Source organism: Pseudomonas congelans (assembly GCF_900103225.1).
Classification (GTDB): domain Bacteria; phylum Pseudomonadota; class Gammaproteobacteria; order Pseudomonadales; family Pseudomonadaceae; genus Aquipseudomonas; species Aquipseudomonas congelans.
This window is the reverse complement of sequence record NZ_FNJH01000006.1, coordinates 93,133-109,766: the sequence shown is the minus strand read 5'-3', so window position 1 is coordinate 109,766 and position 16,634 is coordinate 93,133. Positions and strand designations below refer to the sequence as shown.

The 16,634-nt window shown below is 60.8% G+C and carries 16 protein-coding genes; 13 read left to right on the top strand and 3 right to left on the bottom strand.

Going from position 1 to position 16,634, the window contains the following annotated elements; all coding sequences use genetic code 11:
- Positions 1 to 77: 77 nt before the first annotated feature.
- From urtA to BLR20_RS19590, 12 genes are all read left to right on the top strand, one after another.
- On the top strand, positions 78 to 1,343 hold the full coding sequence (urtA, locus tag BLR20_RS19645) for an urea ABC transporter substrate-binding protein (protein WP_032615637.1): 1,266 nt from the start codon (positions 78 to 80) through the stop codon (positions 1,341 to 1,343).
- Between the two features lie 303 nt (positions 1,344 to 1,646).
- A complete protein-coding gene (urtB, locus tag BLR20_RS19640; RefSeq protein WP_032615639.1) occupies positions 1,647 to 3,236 on the top strand; it encodes an urea ABC transporter permease subunit UrtB in 1,590 nt (529 codons plus the stop codon).
- On the top strand, positions 3,236 to 4,315 hold the full coding sequence (urtC, locus tag BLR20_RS19635; protein WP_010436579.1) for an urea ABC transporter permease subunit UrtC: 1,080 nt from the start codon (positions 3,236 to 3,238) through the stop codon (positions 4,313 to 4,315). Before urtB ends, urtC begins: the two co-directional genes overlap by 1 nt.
- A complete protein-coding gene (gene urtD, locus BLR20_RS19630) occupies positions 4,312 to 5,172 on the top strand; it encodes an urea ABC transporter ATP-binding protein UrtD (protein ID WP_010436576.1) in 861 nt (286 codons plus the stop codon). Before urtC ends, urtD begins: the two co-directional genes overlap by 4 nt.
- A gap of 100 nt (positions 5,173 to 5,272) precedes the next feature.
- The gene (gene urtE / locus BLR20_RS19625; protein ID WP_010436573.1) at positions 5,273 to 5,971 is read left to right on the top strand and encodes an urea ABC transporter ATP-binding subunit UrtE; all 699 of its coding nucleotides are present in this window, start codon (positions 5,273 to 5,275) and stop codon (positions 5,969 to 5,971) included.
- Positions 5,972 to 6,019: 48 nt separating this feature from the next.
- On the top strand, positions 6,020 to 6,865 hold the full coding sequence (locus BLR20_RS19620) for an urease accessory protein UreD (protein WP_010436570.1): 846 nt from the start codon (positions 6,020 to 6,022) through the stop codon (positions 6,863 to 6,865).
- A 79-nt stretch (positions 6,866 to 6,944) separates the two neighbouring features.
- Positions 6,945 to 7,247, top strand: a complete 303-nt coding sequence (gene ureA / locus BLR20_RS19615; protein ID WP_003317023.1) for an urease subunit gamma — start codon at positions 6,945 to 6,947, stop codon at positions 7,245 to 7,247.
- Between the two features lie 10 nt (positions 7,248 to 7,257).
- The gene (locus BLR20_RS19610) at positions 7,258 to 7,800 is read left to right on the top strand and encodes a GNAT family N-acetyltransferase (protein ID WP_010436559.1); all 543 of its coding nucleotides are present in this window, start codon (positions 7,258 to 7,260) and stop codon (positions 7,798 to 7,800) included.
- Positions 7,801 to 7,810: 10 nt separating this feature from the next.
- Positions 7,811 to 8,344 (top strand): GNAT family N-acetyltransferase, encoded by a 534-nt coding sequence (locus BLR20_RS19605; protein ID WP_010436555.1) that lies wholly within the window; start codon positions 7,811 to 7,813, stop codon positions 8,342 to 8,344.
- Complete coding sequence (locus BLR20_RS19600; protein WP_002555403.1) at positions 8,341 to 8,649, top strand: urease subunit beta; 309 nt, start codon at positions 8,341 to 8,343, stop codon at positions 8,647 to 8,649. The genes BLR20_RS19605 and BLR20_RS19600 overlap by 4 nt, the downstream gene beginning before the upstream one ends.
- A gap of 264 nt (positions 8,650 to 8,913) precedes the next feature.
- Complete coding sequence (gene ureC / locus BLR20_RS19595; RefSeq protein WP_010436552.1) at positions 8,914 to 10,614, top strand: urease subunit alpha; 1,701 nt, start codon at positions 8,914 to 8,916, stop codon at positions 10,612 to 10,614.
- Between the two features lie 410 nt (positions 10,615 to 11,024).
- Positions 11,025 to 12,155: a sensor histidine kinase gene (locus BLR20_RS19590; protein ID WP_010436545.1), complete on the top strand. Its 1,131-nt coding sequence runs from the start codon at positions 11,025 to 11,027 to the stop codon at positions 12,153 to 12,155.
- 75 nt (positions 12,156 to 12,230) lie between these two features.
- Here BLR20_RS19590 and cbpA read toward each other — a convergent pair whose 3' ends face one another.
- On the bottom strand, positions 12,231 to 13,175 hold the full coding sequence (gene cbpA, locus BLR20_RS19585; protein ID WP_003317031.1) for a curved DNA-binding protein: 945 nt from the start codon (positions 13,173 to 13,175) through the stop codon (positions 12,231 to 12,233).
- Positions 13,176 to 13,502: 327 nt separating this feature from the next.
- On the opposite strand from cbpA, the gene BLR20_RS19580 reads away from it, so the two are divergent.
- Positions 13,503 to 14,768: an Hsp70 family protein gene (locus tag BLR20_RS19580; protein WP_054993293.1), complete on the top strand. Its 1,266-nt coding sequence runs from the start codon at positions 13,503 to 13,505 to the stop codon at positions 14,766 to 14,768.
- Between the two features lie 348 nt (positions 14,769 to 15,116).
- Here the strand turns inward: BLR20_RS19580 and BLR20_RS19570 are convergent, their stop codons facing one another.
- A complete protein-coding gene (locus BLR20_RS19570) occupies positions 15,117 to 16,127 on the bottom strand; it encodes an AI-2E family transporter (RefSeq protein ID WP_003368896.1) in 1,011 nt (336 codons plus the stop codon).
- 188 nt (positions 16,128 to 16,315) lie between these two features.
- Complete coding sequence (locus BLR20_RS19565) at positions 16,316 to 16,606, bottom strand: PsiF family protein (RefSeq protein WP_032615645.1); 291 nt, start codon at positions 16,604 to 16,606, stop codon at positions 16,316 to 16,318.
- Between the last annotated feature and the right edge of the window lie 28 nt (positions 16,607 to 16,634).

Here is a 16,634-nt window from a genome sequence, read left to right as displayed (position 1 = left end):
AGACCTTGCTAAAGCTTGAAAGCGCAACGAAATGTACCGCCGCCAAACCTCAAACAATGTACTAAGGGAGCCAGTCAATGAAGCGTCGCAGCCTGATCAAAGCCTTTACCCTGTCCGCATCGATCGCCGCCATGGGACTGACCTGGACCGTTCAGGCTGCCGAGACCATCAAGGTCGGCATTCTGCATTCGTTGTCCGGCACCATGGCCATCTCCGAGACGTCGCTCAAGGACATGGCCTTGATGACCATCGACGAAATCAACGCCAAAGGCGGCGTCAACGGCAAGATGCTGGAGCCGGTCGTCGTCGACCCTGCATCCAACTGGCCGCTGTTCGCGGAAAAAGGCCGTCAGTTGCTGACCCAGGACAAGGTCGCCGTGGTATTCGGCTGCTGGACATCGGTGTCGCGCAAATCGGTGCTGCCGGTCTTCGAAGAACTCAACGGCCTGCTGTTCTATCCGGTGCAGTACGAAGGCGAAGAGATGTCGCCCAATGTTTTCTACACCGGCGCCGCGCCTAACCAGCAGGCCATCCCTGCCGTCGAATATGTCATGAGTGAAGATGGCGGCTCGGCCAAACGCTTCTTCCTGCTCGGCACCGATTATGTCTACCCGCGCACCACCAACAAGATTCTGCGCGCGTTCCTGCATTCCAAAGGCGTGAAAGATACCGATATCGAAGAGGTCTACACCCCGTTCGGTCACTCCGATTATCAAACCATCGTGGCCAACATCAAGAAGTTCTCCGCCGGTGGCAAAACGGCCGTTATCTCCACCGTCAACGGCGACTCCAACGTGCCGTTCTACAAGGAACTGGCCAACCAGGGCCTGAACGCTACCGACGTACCGGTTGTGGCCTTCTCGGTAGGCGAAGAAGAATTGCGCGGCATCGACACCAAGCCACTGGTCGGCCACCTGGCCGCCTGGAACTACTTCCAGTCGGTGGAAAACCCGGTCAACAAGAAGTTCGTGGCTGACTGGACGGCCTACGCCAAAAAGAAAAACCTGCCAGGCGCTGACAAGGCCGTGACCAACGACCCGATGGAAGCCACGTATGTCGGCATTCACATGTGGGCGCAGGCGGTCGAGAAAGCCAAATCCACCGACGTGGACAAGGTCCGTGAAGCCATGGCCGGCCAGACCTTCGCAGCGCCGTCGGGCTTTACTCTGACCATGGACAAGACCAATCACCACTTGCACAAGCCAGTGATGATCGGCGAAATCCAGGACGACGGGCAATTCAACGTCGTGTGGCAGACCAAAGAGCCGATCCGCGCCCAGCCATGGAGCCCGTACATCCCTGGCAACGACAAGAAGCCGGACGCCCCGGCGAAGAGCAACTGAAGGATAAAAGCCGACTGCTGATCGTTCCCACGCTCGGCGCCAAGCGTCATATACAGGTCCTGAAGCCCGCGAGATCCGGGGCTTCAAAGCTTCTGCCCACAGGGCGTAGGAGCGAACTTGTTCGCGAAGACGGTAGTTCGAACGATACATTTTCGGAGAATGTACCGGCCCTTTCGCGAACAAGTTCGCTCCTACGGCCTTCGGCCAGAATCAAAAACAGCCCCCGCATGTGACGCTTTGCGAAGGGCGTGAAGGACCGTCTCAAAAGTAGACGACGCCATACTGAATCAAGGCCATATTGATATGCCTTCTTATTTTTACCGTTTGATCCTCGCCATCAGCCTGCTGCTGCCTTTCGCTGCCCAGGCCGGCGATGCCAGTGACTTTGTCGCAGCCAGTTCTTCGCAACAGGCAGAGCTGCTGGAGGCCTGGGCAGCCAGGCCTGCACCGGAACGCGTCGAGCTGCTCGAAGCCTTGCGCGATGGCCGTGTGGGTGCCGACAGCAGCAAGCGCGCCTGGATCGAAAACAACGATCAATACGTAGCCGTCGATGCACAGGCCCCTGCCGCCGCCGATGCACCAACGCCTGATGAACCGCGTAAATTGCGCTTGAACAACCGGCTGCGCGGCCTGGTTGAAACGGCGCTGGCCAGCCATCAACTGCTGGCAGCCGACACACGACTGCGCATGGCCGCCGCCCTGCAATTGCAAAAAAGCGCGCGCCCTGCACAACTGGAGTTGCTGACCGAACGCGTGGCCAGCGAAACCGATTCCAGCGTCAAAAGCGCGCTGACCCTGGCACTGGCCAACCTGCAAATGGTCGACACCAGCCCGACAGTGCGTCTGGCTGCCGTGCGCCTGTTGGGCGAAACCGGTGACCCGCTGGCGCGTACCCGTCTTGAATCATTGCTGGCACCCGGCGTGGAAACCGACGCCTCGGTACGCGTGGCGGCTGAAACCAGCCTGGCACAGGTCAAGCGCAAGCTGATGATCGGTGAAATCCTCGGCCAGGCGTTCAGCGGCATGTCACTGGGCTCGATCCTGCTGCTGGCGGCGCTGGGGCTGGCGATCACCTTCGGCCTGCTGGGCGTGATCAATATGGCCCACGGCGAGATGCTGATGCTGGGGGCCTACTCCACCTACGTCGTGCAACTGATGCTGCAGCGCTACGCACCAGGGGCCATCGAGTACTACCCGCTGATCGCGTTGCCGGTGGCGTTCTTCGTCACCGCCGCGATCGGCATGGCCCTGGAACGTACGGTCATTCGTCACCTGTACGGCCGCCCACTGGAAACCCTGCTCGCCACCTGGGGCATCAGCCTGATGCTGATTCAGGCCGTACGTCTGGCTTTCGGCGCGCAGAACGTAGAAGTCGCCAACCCGCAATGGCTGTCTGGCGGCATCCAGGTGCTGCCTAATCTGGTGCTGCCTTACAACCGCATCGTGATCATCGCGTTCGCGCTGTTCGTGGTGGTGCTGACCTGGCTGCTGCTGAACAAGACCCGCCTGGGCCTGAACGTGCGCGCCGTCACTCAGAACCGCAACATGGCCGCCTGCTGCGGCGTACCGACCGGGCGCATCGACATGATGGCCTTCGGTCTGGGGTCAGGTATCGCAGGTCTGGGGGGGGTTGCCCTGAGCCAGATCGGCAACGTGGGCCCTGATCTGGGCCAAAGCTACATCATCGATTCGTTCCTGGTGGTCGTGCTCGGCGGTGTCGGGCAACTGGCCGGTAGCGTGATGGCAGCCTTCGGGCTGGGCATCGCCAACAAGATTCTCGAACCGCAAATCGGCGCTGTATTGGGCAAGATCCTGATCCTGGCGCTGATCATTCTGTTTATCCAGAAACGTCCGCAAGGCCTCTTCGCATTGAAAGGACGGGTGATCGACTGATGAGCCAGCCATTGATAGTAACTGCCGCGCAAAAAGTCGGGCCCAGAGGCACGCTGACCGCAGGCTCCGTAATACTGGCGGTGCTGCTGGCACTGCCGCTGCTGTCGTTGCTGCCTGCCGACAACAGCTTCCAGGTCTCGGCCTACACCCTGACCCTGGTGGGCAAGATCCTCTGCTATGCCATCGTCGCGCTGGCGCTGGACCTGGTCTGGGGCTACGCCGGGCTGCTGTCGCTGGGCCACGGCCTGTTCTTCGCCCTGGGCGGTTATGCCATGGGCATGTACCTGATGCGCCAGGCCGCGGGCGATGGTCTGCCGGCCTTCATGACCTTCCTGTCGTGGACCGAGCTGCCGTGGTACTGGGCGGGCACCGACAACTTCCTCTGGGCGATGTGCCTGGTGGTATTGGCACCGGGACTGCTGGCGCTGGTATTCGGCTTCTTCGCCTTCCGCTCGCGAATCAAGGGCGTGTACTTTTCCATCATGACCCAGGCGCTGACCTTCGCCGGCATGCTGCTGTTCTTTCGCAACGAGACCGGCTTTGGCGGCAACAACGGGTTCACCAACTTCCGCAGCATTCTGGGCTTCAGCATCAGTGCCCAAGGGACCAGAGCCGCGCTGTTTCTGGCGACGGTCGCATTGCTGGTGGCCAGTCTGTACATCGGCTGGCGCCTGGCACAGAGCAAGTTCGGCCGCGTGCTGACCGCGCTGCGCGATGCGGAAAACCGCCTGATGTTCTGCGGTTACGATCCGCGCGGTTTCAAGCTGTTCGTCTGGGTCCTGAGCGCCGTGCTGTGCGGTCTGGCTGGCGCCTTGTATGTGCCGCAGGTCGGCATTATCAACCCCAGCGAAATGTCGCCGACCAACTCCATTGAAGCCGCTGTGTGGGTAGCCCTGGGTGGCCGCGGCACGCTGATCGGGCCGCTGCTGGGCGCAGGTCTGGTGAACGGCATGAAGAGCTGGTTCACCATGGCCTTCCCGGAATACTGGCTGTTCTTTCTCGGCGCGCTGTTCATCATCGTCACGCTGTATCTGCCCAAGGGCGTGATCGGCATGCTGAAGAAAAGGAGCGAGCAATGAAAACCACTCCGACCCCGTCTTTCATGCTTGAGCCGATTCTGGCCCCGAACTCCGACGCGGGCACCAGCCGCGACGCAGTGGGATTCGGCAAAAGCGCTGGCAAAGGCCTCAATACTCGCCACGGCACGATCCTGACGCTGGAAGACATCAGCGTCAGCTTCGACGGCTTCAAGGCCCTGAACGATCTGAATCTGTACATCGGCGTAGGCGAACTGCGCTGCATCATCGGCCCCAACGGCGCGGGCAAGACCACGCTGATGGACGTCATCACTGGCAAGACCCGGCCCAGCCACGGCAAGGCCTGGTTCGGTGAAACGCTGGACCTGACGAAGATGACCGAAGTGCAGATCGCCCAGGCCGGCATCGGCCGCAAGTTCCAGAAGCCCACGGTGTTCGAGGCCTTGAGTGTGTTCGAAAACCTTGAGCTGGCACAGAAGACCGACAAATCGGTGTGGGCCAGTTTGCGCGCGCGGTTGAGCGGCGAACAACAGGACCGGATCAGTGAGGTGCTGGAAACGATCCGCCTGACCAGCTCGATGCACCGCCCTGCGGGCTTGTTGTCCCACGGCCAGAAGCAGTTTCTGGAGATCGGCATGCTGCTGGTTCAGGACCCGCAATTACTGCTGCTCGACGAGCCCGTGGCGGGCATGACCGATGCCGAAACCGAATTCACCGCCGAGCTGTTCAAGGGCCTGGCCGGCAAGCATTCGCTGATGGTGGTTGAGCACGACATGGGGTTTGTCGGCTCGATTGCCGACCATGTCACCGTGCTGCACCAGGGCAGCGTGCTGGCAGAAGGCTCGCTGAACGATGTACAGGCCGACGAACGCGTGATCGAAGTGTATTTGGGCCGCTGACGTGACGAACTGATCGTTCCGGCGCGCTGCGCGGGAACGCCGGTCCAGACGCCCGCTTCGCAACACTGCGGTTACGCTGCAACAGACGAGAACAGCAACCATGCTCCAGGTCGAAAAGCTTCATCAGTATTACGGTGGCAGCCACATTCTTCGCGGTCTGTCGTTTGATGTGAAGGTCGGTGAAGTCACCTGCCTGCTGGGCCGCAACGGCGTGGGCAAGACCACGCTCTTGCGCGTGCTGATGGGCCTGCTGCCATCGAAGGAAGGTTCGGTGCAGTGGGAGGGCAAGACCATCACCCAGTTAAAGACGCATCAGCGGGTACATGCCGGGATTGCTTACGTGCCGCAGGGTCGGGAAATATTCGGCCGGCTGACGGTCGAGGAAAATCTGCTCATGGGCCTGTCCCGCTTTCCGGGCTCCGAGGCCAAGGAAGTGCCGGCCTTCATCTACGAGTTGTTCCCGGTGCTACTGCAAATGAAGCACCGTCGCGGCGGCGATCTGTCCGGTGGTCAGCAGCAACAACTGGCCATAGGCCGGGCACTGGCAAGCCGTCCACGCCTGCTGATTCTCGACGAGCCCACCGAAGGTATTCAGCCCTCGGTGATCAAGGAAATCGGCGCAGTCATCAAAAAGCTCGCCGAGCGGGGCGACATGGCGATTCTGCTGGTCGAACAGTTCTACGACTTTGCCGCGGAACTGGCCGACCAGTACCTGGTGATGTCGCGAGGCGAGATCGTCCAGCAGGGCCGTGGCGAGAACATGGAGAGCGACGGCGTTCGAGGTCTGGTGACCATTTGATGCGTCAATCCGTTATCGTGCAGCACTCGACAAGCCAATGAAGACATCATGAACCTGCCTGCCAACACCGCCCTCTTCACCCCCAGCTGGCACGCCGAGCTGGAATTGGGTTACGGCCGTTTCGATGACAGCACACGCCCGACACTGCGGCGCCACAAAGGACCGCTGCGGGTGCAAAAGCATCTGTACGCCGAAGGCCCGGAGGTGTGCCAGCACATCATCGTTCATCCACCGGGCGGCATCGCCGGGGGTGACCGGCTGGATATCTCGGCCACCGTCGGAGCCAATGCCTGGGCACAGTTGACCAGCCCCGGCGCGGCCAAATGGTATCGCGCCGCCAGCCCGGCCTTTCAGCAACTGGAACTGCACGTCCAGCCCGGTGCGACACTGGAATGGCTGCCGCAGGAAACCATCGTCTTCAGCAATGCCCAGGCAGAACTGAGCACGCGCATAGAGCTGCATGGTGATGCGAAGCTGTGCTACTGGGACGTAGTGGCGCTGGGCCGCCCGGCCAGTGGCGAGCGGTTCGAGCACGGGCATTTTCAATCGCATCTGGATATCCGTCGCGACGGCACATTGCTCTGGCATGAGCGACAACGCATTATCGGTGGCGACGGGCTGCTCGACTCGCCCATTGGCTTGGACGGGAGAACAGTGTTCGCCACCCTGCTGATGACCGGCGATGTAGGCAGCGAGCTACTCGAGGCCTGCCGTTCGCTGTCGATGCCCAACCCGGTACGTGGCGACCTGACTCAATTGCCCGGTCTGCTGGTCGCTCGCTGTCTGGCAGACGAAGCGTTGCACGCCCGGGCCTGGCTGATCGCGCTGTGGCAACGACTGCGCCCGGTATTGCTGGGCAAGGAAGCCGTCACGCCGAGGATCTGGAATACATGATGGCTGGACGCACGACATGCGCGGCGGCATTCCCGGCTCAAGCGCGGGAAAGACATCTACCTGAACAAACGGAAGCCACATGGACCTGACACCACGCGAAAAAGACAAGCTGCTGATCTTCACCGCCGGACTGGTCGCCGAACGGCGTCTGGCGCGCGGCGTGAAGCTCAATTACCCGGAAGCCATGGCCTACATCTCTGCGGCGCTGCTCGAAGGTGCGCGTGACGGACAGACCGTCGCCGAGCTCATGCACTACGGCACGACCCTGCTGAGCCGCGATCAGGTCATGGAAGGCATCGCGGAAATGATCCCGGAGATCCAGGTGGAAGCGACCTTTCCGGACGGCACCAAACTCGTCACCGTGCATCAGCCGATTGCCTGAAGGAGTGATCATGCAGGACGTGATTCGCGATGCCGGGCCGGACGACCTGCCGGGCATTCTGGACATCTACAACGATGCAGTGCTGAACACCACGGCTATCTGGAACGAGCAGCCGGTTGATCTGGCCAACCGCCAGGCCTGGTACGCAGCTCGCCAGAGTCAGGGTTATCCGATTCTGGTCGCGGTCGACAGCGCAGGCGAAGTGCTCGGCTATTCGTCGTTTGGCGACTGGCGGCCGTTCGAAGGCTTTCGCCATACGGTCGAGCATTCGGTCTACGTGCGCGCCGACCAGCGCGGCAAACGCCTGGGCCCGCGCCTGATGGCCGCCTTGATCGAGCGCGCCCGCGACTGTGAAAAGCACATGATGGTCGCGGCCATCGAAAGCGGTAACGCTGCCTCCATCGCCCTGCATGACCGCCTGGGTTTCAAGACCACCGGGCAAATGCCGCAGGTCGGCACCAAGTTCGGCCGCTGGCTGGACCTGACGTTCATGCAGCTCGACCTGTCGCCCGGTGCTCAGCCACCGGCTTCGCAAACCCCCTCCGCCCTTTAGAGAGCACGCCATGAACCCAGCACAGCTGCGTCGCGTCACCGCCGAAAGCTTCGCACACTACCGCCAGGGTCTGGCGCAACTGCTGTTCGATACGGTTCATGATGGCGCGTCGGTCGGTTTCATGGCCGACCTCGACATGGCGCAGGCCTACGGCTGGTGCGACGGGCTCAGAGTCGACGTCGCCGCTGGCACTCTGCTGCTGTGGGTGGTGGTCGAGAACGAGAACGTCCTGGCCAGTGCGCAACTGTCGCTGTGCCAGAAGCCCAATGGCCTGAACCGCGCCGAAGTGCAGAAACTGATGGTGCTGCCTGCGGCTCGCGGGCGTGGCCTGGGCAGGCAATTGATGGAGGCCGTGGAGCTGGCGGCCGTGAAACTCAAGCGTGGGCTGCTGCATCTGGACACCGAAGCAGGTTCGACGGCTGAAGCCTTCTACAGCGCGCTGGCCTACCACCGTGTCGGTGAGCTGCCGGATTATTGCGCCACACCGGACGGTCGCTATCGGCCGACCGCCATTTATTTCAAAACCTTGGGGCAACCGACATGATCCCTGGTCAATACCAGATCCAGCCCGGCGACATCGAACTCAACGCCGGACGCCGCACCCTCAGCCTGACCGTCGCCAACAGCGGCGACCGGCCGATTCAGGTGGGTTCGCATTTCCACTTTTTCGAAACCAACGACGCGCTGACCTTCGACCGAGCTGCCAGCCGGGGCATGCGCCTGAACATTCCGGCCGGCACCGCCGTGCGCTTCGAACCGGGCCAGTCCCGCGAAGTCGAGCTGGTGGACCTGGCCGGCTTGCGCAAGGTTTACGGGTTTGCCGGTCGGGTAATGGGCGATCTGGATTGAAGGCTTTTTGAAGATCGTTCCTACGCTCCGCGCTCAGAGTTATACACGCGTCTGCTTTTGATTCTGGCCAGAGGCCGTAGGAGCGAGCTTGCTCGCGAAGAGGCCGGTACAGCCTCCAGAAACAGGGCGTTCGGACTACGATGGGCACCCTGCACGAGGATCAAAAGCTTTGACGACTAACGACTTGCAGCTCGCCTCTGGTCGCTTTGAAAAACTTACAGTTTGCGGCCTGCAGCTTGCCGCTCTGAATCCGAGGTACGAGAGATGAAGATAAGCCGACAAGCCTACGCAGACATGTTCGGCCCCACCGTCGGCGACAAGGTTCGCCTGGCCGATACCGAGCTATGGATCGAGGTCGAGAAGGACTTCACCACCTATGGCGAAGAAGTGAAGTTCGGCGGCGGCAAGGTCATTCGTGACGGCATGGGCCAGGGCCAGCTGCTGGCCGCTGACGTGGTCGACACGCTGATCACCAATGCCCTGATCATCGATCACTGGGGCATCGTCAAGGCAGACGTCGGCATCAAGAACGGGCGTATCGCGGCCATTGGCAAGGCGGGCAACCCGGATATCCAGCCGGACGTGACCATCGCAGTCGGCGCAGCCACCGAGGTCATCGCCGGCGAAGGCATGATCCTCACCGCCGGCGGCGTCGACACGCACATCCACTTCATCTGCCCACAGCAGATCGAAGAGGCCCTGATGAGCGGCGTGACGACGATGATCGGCGGCGGCACCGGTCCGGCCACGGGCACCAACGCCACCACAGTCACACCCGGCCCTTGGCACATGGCGCGCATGCTCCAGGCCTCGGACTCGTTCCCGATGAACATCGGTTTTACCGGCAAGGGCAACGTCAGTCTGCCCGGCCCGCTGATCGAGCAGGTCAAGGCTGGCGCCATCGGTCTGAAGTTGCACGAAGATTGGGGCACCACGCCTGCGGCCATCGACAACTGCCTGAGCGTTGCCGACGAATACGACGTGCAGGTCGCGATCCACACCGATACGCTCAATGAGTCAGGTTTTGTCGAGACCACCCTGGCCGCGTTCAAGAACCGCACGATTCACACTTACCACACCGAAGGTGCCGGTGGCGGTCATGCGCCGGACATCATCAAGGCCTGTGGTTCGCCGAACGTGCTGCCGAGTTCGACCAACCCGACGCGCCCGTTCACCCGTAACACCATCGACGAGCATCTGGACATGCTCATGGTCTGCCATCACCTGGACCCGAGCATCGCCGAAGACGTGGCCTTCGCGGAAAGCCGCATCCGCCGCGAGACCATCGCCGCCGAAGATATCCTTCACGACCTGGGCGCCTTTTCCATGCTCAGTTCCGACAGCCAGGCCATGGGCCGGGTCGGCGAAGTGATCATGCGCACCTGGCAAACCGCCGACAAGATGAAGAAACAGCGTGGCCCACTGCCGCAGGATGGCCCGGGCAACGACAACTTCCGCGCCAAGCGTTACATCGCCAAATACACCATCAACCCGGCGATCACCCACGGCATCAGCCATGAAGTGGGCTCGATCGAAGTCGGCAAGTGGGCGGATCTGGTGCTGTGGCGGCCAGCGTTCTTCGGCGTCAAACCGACCCTGATCCTCAAGGGTGGGGCCATCGCTGCCAGCCTGATGGGCGACGCCAACGCTTCGATCCCGACCCCGCAACCGGTTCATTACCGTCCGATGTTCGCCAGCTACGGCAGCTCGCTGCACGCCACCAGCCTGACGTTCATCAGCCAGGCGGCGTTCGACGCCGGTGTACCGCAGTCACTGGGCCTGAAGAAGCAGATCGGCGTCGTCAAAGGCTGCCGCACCGTGCAGAAGAAAGACCTGATCCACAACGATTACCTGCCGGACATCGAAGTCGACCCACAGACCTATCAGGTCAAGGCCGACGGAGTATTGCTGTGGTGCGAACCTGCGGATGTGCTGCCGATGGCGCAGCGGTACTTTCTGTTTTGAAACCACACAAAGGGCTTTCGGTTTGCGAAGGCCCTTGAGTGTTTCAGCCGCGAGATTGTCGATAGCCCGGCCTGGAGCAGGCGTAGTCCGTTTCCAGCCCCTCGAAAATCGTATCCATTCTGGCGCTGGCATTTCCTCTCCTTGCTTATCAACCTTTCCTTCAGTCTAGAACTCCACCACCACAAGCCTGTGGTGGCCGGCCTCCAGCACCTCTTTCGGGACGGCTGACTCGGTCACGGTCATGACACTGGTGTTCAGGACTCCCATTCAATTGATCGCCAATCGAGCACAGCCCCCCAAAAAACGGCGTCTAATGACAAACATGACAGTAAACGCCCTGTTTGTCGCGTCATGCAAAGGAGGTAATATGCGCCCATTCTTTCGTCACGCTCCTCCAAAGGTAACCGGCCATGCGCCTTTCCGAATTCATCGTTATTCATGTGGATCGCATTGTCGATGAATGGGAAGAGTTCGCCAGAACCCTGAAACCTGCGGCAGAAACGATGACCAAGGCCGAGTTGCGGGATCATGCCAAGTCGATCTTGCTCGCCGCTGCACGGGACATGAAGACCGCGCAGAGCAAAAGCGAGGAGATTGCCAAGGCCAGGGGCGAGGAGCTGAACAAGACGCCAAGCCTGGACGAAGCAGCCAGCAGCCACGGCGAGTTGCGCCATGAGGTCGGCTTTGATCTGGTGCAGATGACGTCCGAGTTTCGCCATCTGCGCGCCAGCGTCATCCGCCTCTGGGTAGAAAGCCTGGCGGCGCCGCAACTGGCCGATTTTCAGGACGTGATTCGCTTCAACGAAGCCATCGACGAGGCGCTTGCCGAGTCCACCGCTGCCTATGCGGAGCGGGTTGGCCGCTCACGGGATATCTTTCTCGCCATTCTCGGTCACGACCTGCGCGCGCCGCTGCAGGCCGTCAGCATGTCCACCGAGTTGCTGTCACGCAAAATACCGCTGGACGAAAAGACCCAGTCCTATGTTTCACGTATCCAGACCAGCACCCGTCATATGGGCTCGATGGTCAGCGATCTGCTGGAGTTCGTGCGCAGTCGGCTGGGCGCCGGGCTGCCGGTGGAGCGCAAATACATGGACCTGGCCAGCGCCTGCCGCGAGGCCATCGAGGAGGCCTGCGCCGGGCGACCGGACTCTGTTCCGGTGCTGAACATAGAAGGCAACACAAAGGGTCACTGGGACGCCGGGCGGATCAGCCAGATGTTACAGAACCTGATCGGCAACGCCCTGCAGCATGGCGCGGCCAGTCACGAGATAACGGTGACTGTCACGGGTGCCGAGAAAGCCGTGATATTGGTGGTACACAATGAAGGCAAACCGATTGCCGAAGACGCTATCGGGACGATCTTCGATCCGCTGGTACGCAGCACCGAGGAAAACAATGAAACACGCGGCACGTCGACCAGCCTGGGTCTTGGCCTGTTCATCGTCAAGGAAGTAGTCAACGCCCACGGCGGCAGCATCACTGTGACCTCGACCATTGGCGAGGGCACGACCTTCAATGTGGTGCTGCCGAAAAACTGACCGGGGCTGACTGCCTGCTGATGCGGGGGCCGCATCAGCTCAGGCAGAAAAGACAGGACCGGAAGACTGCTCCGCTCAGCCCTTCCATTGCGCGCGAGGGTCGAACGACGAACTGTCTGCCAGTTTCTGCCAGAGCGCCCGGGTAGCCTCGTCGGTGTGCTTGGGCACGACGACTTTCAACTGCGCGTAAAGATCGCCGCGTTCGCCACTCTTGTTCATCAAGCCATTACCCTTGATCCGCAGACGCTGCCCGTTCTGACTGTCCGGGCGGATGGTCAGGTTGATCCTGCTGGTCAGCGTCGGCACAGCGACCTTGGTGCCCAGCACGGCTTCCCAGGGCGCCAGTGGAACGGTGATGACCAGATCATGGCCTTCGACCTCGAACAGCGGGTGCGGGGCCAGGCGAATGATCAGGTACAGATCGCCATTGGCACCGCCGCCCACACCCGGCGCGCCCTGCCCCTTGAGACGAATGCGCTCGCCATCGACGACGCCCGCCGGAATCTTCACGTTCAGCGTCTTGGTGATATCGCTCATGCGCTGCCCGTTGGGGCTGTGCTGCGGCACCTTGAAGCTGACCTGCTTGGATTCCCCCGAGAGGGTCTCTTCGAGGAACACCGCCAGTTCCATCTCCACGTCCTGCCCGGTACGCCCAGGGTTGCGGGTACGCCCGCCCTGCTGTGGCCGGCCACCGAAAATGGAGCTAAAAAACTCCGAGAAGTCTGCCGTTTCCTCGAACCCGCCCGCTCCGGCGCCTGCACGGCTTTGCCAGCCCGGCGGGGTCTGGAACGGACGGCCCTGACGACCGTATTTGCGCAGTTCGTCATACTCGGCGCGCTTCTCAGGGCTGCTGAGTACCTCATACGCTTCGGACGCTTCCTTGAACTTGTCTTCGGCGCCTGCTTCCTTGCTGACGTCCGGGTGATACTTGCGCGCGAGTTTGCGATAGGCGGTCTTGATCGCCTTGTCGTCCGCAGTCGGCTCTACGTCAAGTATCTTGTAGTAGTCTTTGAAATCCATGTAACGATCACCCATCCGAATTATCCGGCAAAGCCAGATACGCTGGCGTCACGCGCCCAGCTCCCTCTGTCACGAGGCATCTGGATTACCTAACGTCGAAAAATATACAGATAGACCAGCTGCCTTTGCCGGCGGGTCGATAGCTCGACAACATAATGTCCGACAACAGGGTCTACCGAGAATCCCTTCAAGATTGGGGGTAACGGGCCCCAGTTCAAGCCTTGGCCGCAAATACAGCCAGGTAAATATAAGCGACGTGTCGCGCTACGCAATTTGCCCGCGCTGACATAAACTGCGCGGCCGTTTTTTGACTGGAACGTAAAAGACATGAATGACCAATCCCCGGCCCGTGCCTGCGGTATCGATTTCGGCACGTCCAACTCCACTGTCGGCTGGCAACGACCCGGCATGGAATCGTTGATCGCGCTGGAGGACGACAAGATTACCCTGCCTTCGGTGGTGTTCTTCAACATGGAAGAACGCCGCCCGGTGTATGGCCGCCTGGCGCTTCACGAGTATCTGGAAGGCTACGAAGGCCGCCTGATGCGCTCGCTCAAGAGCCTGCTGGGCTCAAAGCTGATCAAACATGACACCAGCGTGCTGGGCACGGCGATGCCGTTCAAGGATTTGCTGGCCCTGTTTATCGGCGAACTGAAAAAGCGAGCGGAGCAAACGGCCGGACGCGAATTCGAGCAAGTCGTCCTGGGCCGTCCGGTGCATTTTGTCGATGACGACGCCCAGGCCGATCAGGAAGCCGAAGACACGCTGGCTGAGGTGGCCCGCAAGATCGGCTTCAAGGACGTGTCGTTCCAGTTCGAGCCTATCGCTGCGGCCTTCGATTACGAGTCCACCATTCAGGACGAGGAACTGGTACTGATTGTCGACATTGGCGGTGGTACTTCGGACTTTTCGCTGGTGCGCCTGTCGCCCGAGCGACGCCAGCACGATGATCGCCAGCAGGACATCCTCGCCACCGGTGGCGTACACATCGGCGGGACCGACTTCGACAAGCAGTTGAGCCTGCAAGGCGTGATGCCGCTGTTCGGTTATGGCAGCCGCATGAAAAGCGGTGCGTACATGCCGACCAGCCACCACATGAACCTGGCGACCTGGCACACCATCAACGCGGTGTACTCGCAAAAGTCGCAACTGGCCCTGGGCAGCATGCGCTACGACATCGAAGACACCGGCGGCATCGATCGCCTGTTCAAGCTGATCGAACAGCGCGCCGGGCATTGGCTGGCCATGGAAGTGGAAGAAACCAAGATCCAGCTGACCCAAGCCGACAGCCGTCACCTGCTCATGGATCGAGTGGAAGCCGGACTGAGCGTGGATCTGAGCCGGGTGATGTTCGAAGCAGCCATCGACGCCCAGCTTGAGCGGGTGCGCAACAGCGTTACGAATTTGCTGAACGATGCGGGAGTGAGTGTCGAACAGGTCAGCACGGTGTTCTTCACCGGCGGCTCAAGCGGCATCCCTGCCCTGCGCAACAGCGTCTCGGACATGCTGCCCAAGGCGCGCCACGTTGAAGGCAACATCTTCGGCAGCATCGGCAGCGGCCTGGCCATCGAAGCGAAGAAACGTTACGGCTAGTCATGTGACGCGGAGCGGTGGCACGATAGTTATAGAGCTATCGTTCCTCACGCTCCAGCGTGGGAATGCCGTTCGTGACGCTCTGCGTCACAGATTCCGGCAGCACCGCAGACTCAAGAGCGGACGCAGAACGTCCGGAACTGCATGCCAACGCGGAGCGCTGGCACGATAATCAGGTGTCTATCGTTCCGCACGCTCCGGCGTGGGAATGCCTTTCGTGACGCTCCGCGTCACAGATTCCGGCCGCACCGCAGACTCAAGAGCGGACGCAGAGCGTCCGGAACTGCATGCCAACGCGGAGCGCTGTCACGATAGGCGTTCTTTCGGACGCCTATCTACGCAAGCGCCCTAGACCAAGCCTTCCTTCTGCAACTCGCTTTTCAGGTACGCGTAGTAAATCGGCCCTGCGACGACGCCCGGCAGGCCGAATGCGGCTTCGAAAAGCAGCATTGCCAACAGCAACTCCCATGACTTGGCATTGATCTGTCCGCCCACGATGCGCGCATTGAGGAAGTACTCGACCTTGTGGATCACGATCAGGTAGCCCAGCGCAGCCAGCGCGACCCAGATCGAGATGGACATGCCGACGATGAAGATCAACGTGTTGGACATCAGGTTACCCACCACCGGCAACAGGCCGAGCAGGAAGGTCATGATGATCAGGGTCTTGGTCAGCGGCAGGTGGATCCCGCACAGCGGCAGCACGATGGCCAGAAACACCGAGGTAAATGCCGTGTTGAGCAGGGAAATCTTGATTTGGGCGAAAACAATGTTGCGAAACGCCCGGCTGACCAGGTACAGACGATCAAACAGTGCGGCAGCCAGCGGCTTGCGCGCATGCACGTCGGAGATACGCTGCAAGGCAATGATCGCGCCCAGCACCATGCCGATCAGCATGGTGACGAACATGTGCGCGGCCCCCTTGCCGATCAATTGCAACTCCCCCACATGCTTCTGCAGCCACTGCCCGAGCGAAACCTGAAACTCCGCGGCACTGGCAGGCAGATAGGCATCGATGAACGGTGGCAACTGACCACGCGCGCGGTCGACCAGGGTCATGAACTTGTCGAGCGAGGCGCCCGGGTTTTCGGCTTCGTGCAGCACAAAACTGATGGCCCCGGCAAAAATCAGCGTCAGCAGGCTGACCACCAGCGTGCCCAGCAGCGCCACAGCCAGCCAGCGGGCCCGTTCGCCGGAGATCAGACGTTGCAGCTTGGGGGTCAACATGTTGACCAGTTCGAAGACCAACAGTCCGGCCAACAGGCTGGGCAACAACTTGAATGGCAACACCAATAACAGACCGCCAAATACAAGAATCCAGCTGGCTATTAACACCTGACGCGCAGAAAACGTTGGCATAGACCCTCAACGGGCAACACAAGGAAGGTGGGCAGTCTGCCAGCCTTCTCAGTCCAGAACCAGTGATCCGAAAGCCGGAAAAAACAAGCCGCAATCATCTGCCCGATGATCGGCTCGAGAACGGCGCGAAAGTGCAGTGTTTACTGCACCCGCGCCTCTTGCCTGCAGCAAAGATACCGACTGAAAAATTATTTCTTCTTGAGACAATCACTCATGAAACTCTTGCGAGCGTCCCCTTTGAGCGCCTGAGTGCTGGCGGTAGCGTTGCAGGTTTTCATCTTCTCCTGCTGGGTGGCCGCCGGCGGTGGTGCCGCTTTCAGGCAAGTGCTCATGAACGTCTTGCGCTCATCGCCCTTCAGCGACTTCGCGCTGGCGTCGGCATTGCAGGCGGTCATTTTGTTCTGCTGCGCGGTCGCAGCAAAGCCCTGGGCAGACAACATCAAGCCAAACAGCAACACAGGAATACCGAGCTTCTTCATCGATCCACTCTCCAGATCCGCTGCGCCG

Excerpts from the sequence above, each read along its gene's own strand:
- urtE (WP_010436573.1), top strand. The coding sequence starts at position 5,273 with ATGCTCCAGGTCGAAAAGCTTCATCAGTATTACGGTGGCAGCCACATT.
- urtD (WP_010436576.1), top strand. The coding sequence starts at position 4,312 with ATGAAAACCACTCCGACCCCGTCTTTCATGCTTGAGCCGATTCTGGCC.
- BLR20_RS19600 (WP_002555403.1), top strand. The coding sequence starts at position 8,341 with ATGATCCCTGGTCAATACCAGATCCAGCCCGGCGACATCGAACTCAAC.
- BLR20_RS19570 (WP_003368896.1), bottom strand. The coding sequence starts at position 16,127 with ATGCCAACGTTTTCTGCGCGTCAGGTGTTAATAGCCAGCTGGATTCTT.
- BLR20_RS19580 (WP_054993293.1), top strand. The coding sequence starts at position 13,503 with ATGAATGACCAATCCCCGGCCCGTGCCTGCGGTATCGATTTCGGCACG.
- BLR20_RS19610 (WP_010436559.1), top strand. The coding sequence starts at position 7,258 with ATGCAGGACGTGATTCGCGATGCCGGGCCGGACGACCTGCCGGGCATT.
- BLR20_RS19590 (WP_010436545.1), top strand. The coding sequence starts at position 11,025 with ATGCGCCTTTCCGAATTCATCGTTATTCATGTGGATCGCATTGTCGAT.
- ureA (WP_003317023.1), top strand. The coding sequence starts at position 6,945 with ATGGACCTGACACCACGCGAAAAAGACAAGCTGCTGATCTTCACCGCC.
- urtC (WP_010436579.1), top strand. The coding sequence starts at position 3,236 with ATGAGCCAGCCATTGATAGTAACTGCCGCGCAAAAAGTCGGGCCCAGA.
- BLR20_RS19605 (WP_010436555.1), top strand. The coding sequence starts at position 7,811 with ATGAACCCAGCACAGCTGCGTCGCGTCACCGCCGAAAGCTTCGCACAC.
- ureC (WP_010436552.1), top strand. The coding sequence starts at position 8,914 with ATGAAGATAAGCCGACAAGCCTACGCAGACATGTTCGGCCCCACCGTC.
- BLR20_RS19565 (WP_032615645.1), bottom strand. The coding sequence starts at position 16,606 with ATGAAGAAGCTCGGTATTCCTGTGTTGCTGTTTGGCTTGATGTTGTCT.
- cbpA (WP_003317031.1), bottom strand. The coding sequence starts at position 13,175 with ATGGATTTCAAAGACTACTACAAGATACTTGACGTAGAGCCGACTGCG.
- urtB (WP_032615639.1), top strand. The coding sequence starts at position 1,647 with ATGCCTTCTTATTTTTACCGTTTGATCCTCGCCATCAGCCTGCTGCTG.
- BLR20_RS19620 (WP_010436570.1), top strand. The coding sequence starts at position 6,020 with ATGAACCTGCCTGCCAACACCGCCCTCTTCACCCCCAGCTGGCACGCC.
- urtA (WP_032615637.1), top strand. The coding sequence starts at position 78 with ATGAAGCGTCGCAGCCTGATCAAAGCCTTTACCCTGTCCGCATCGATC.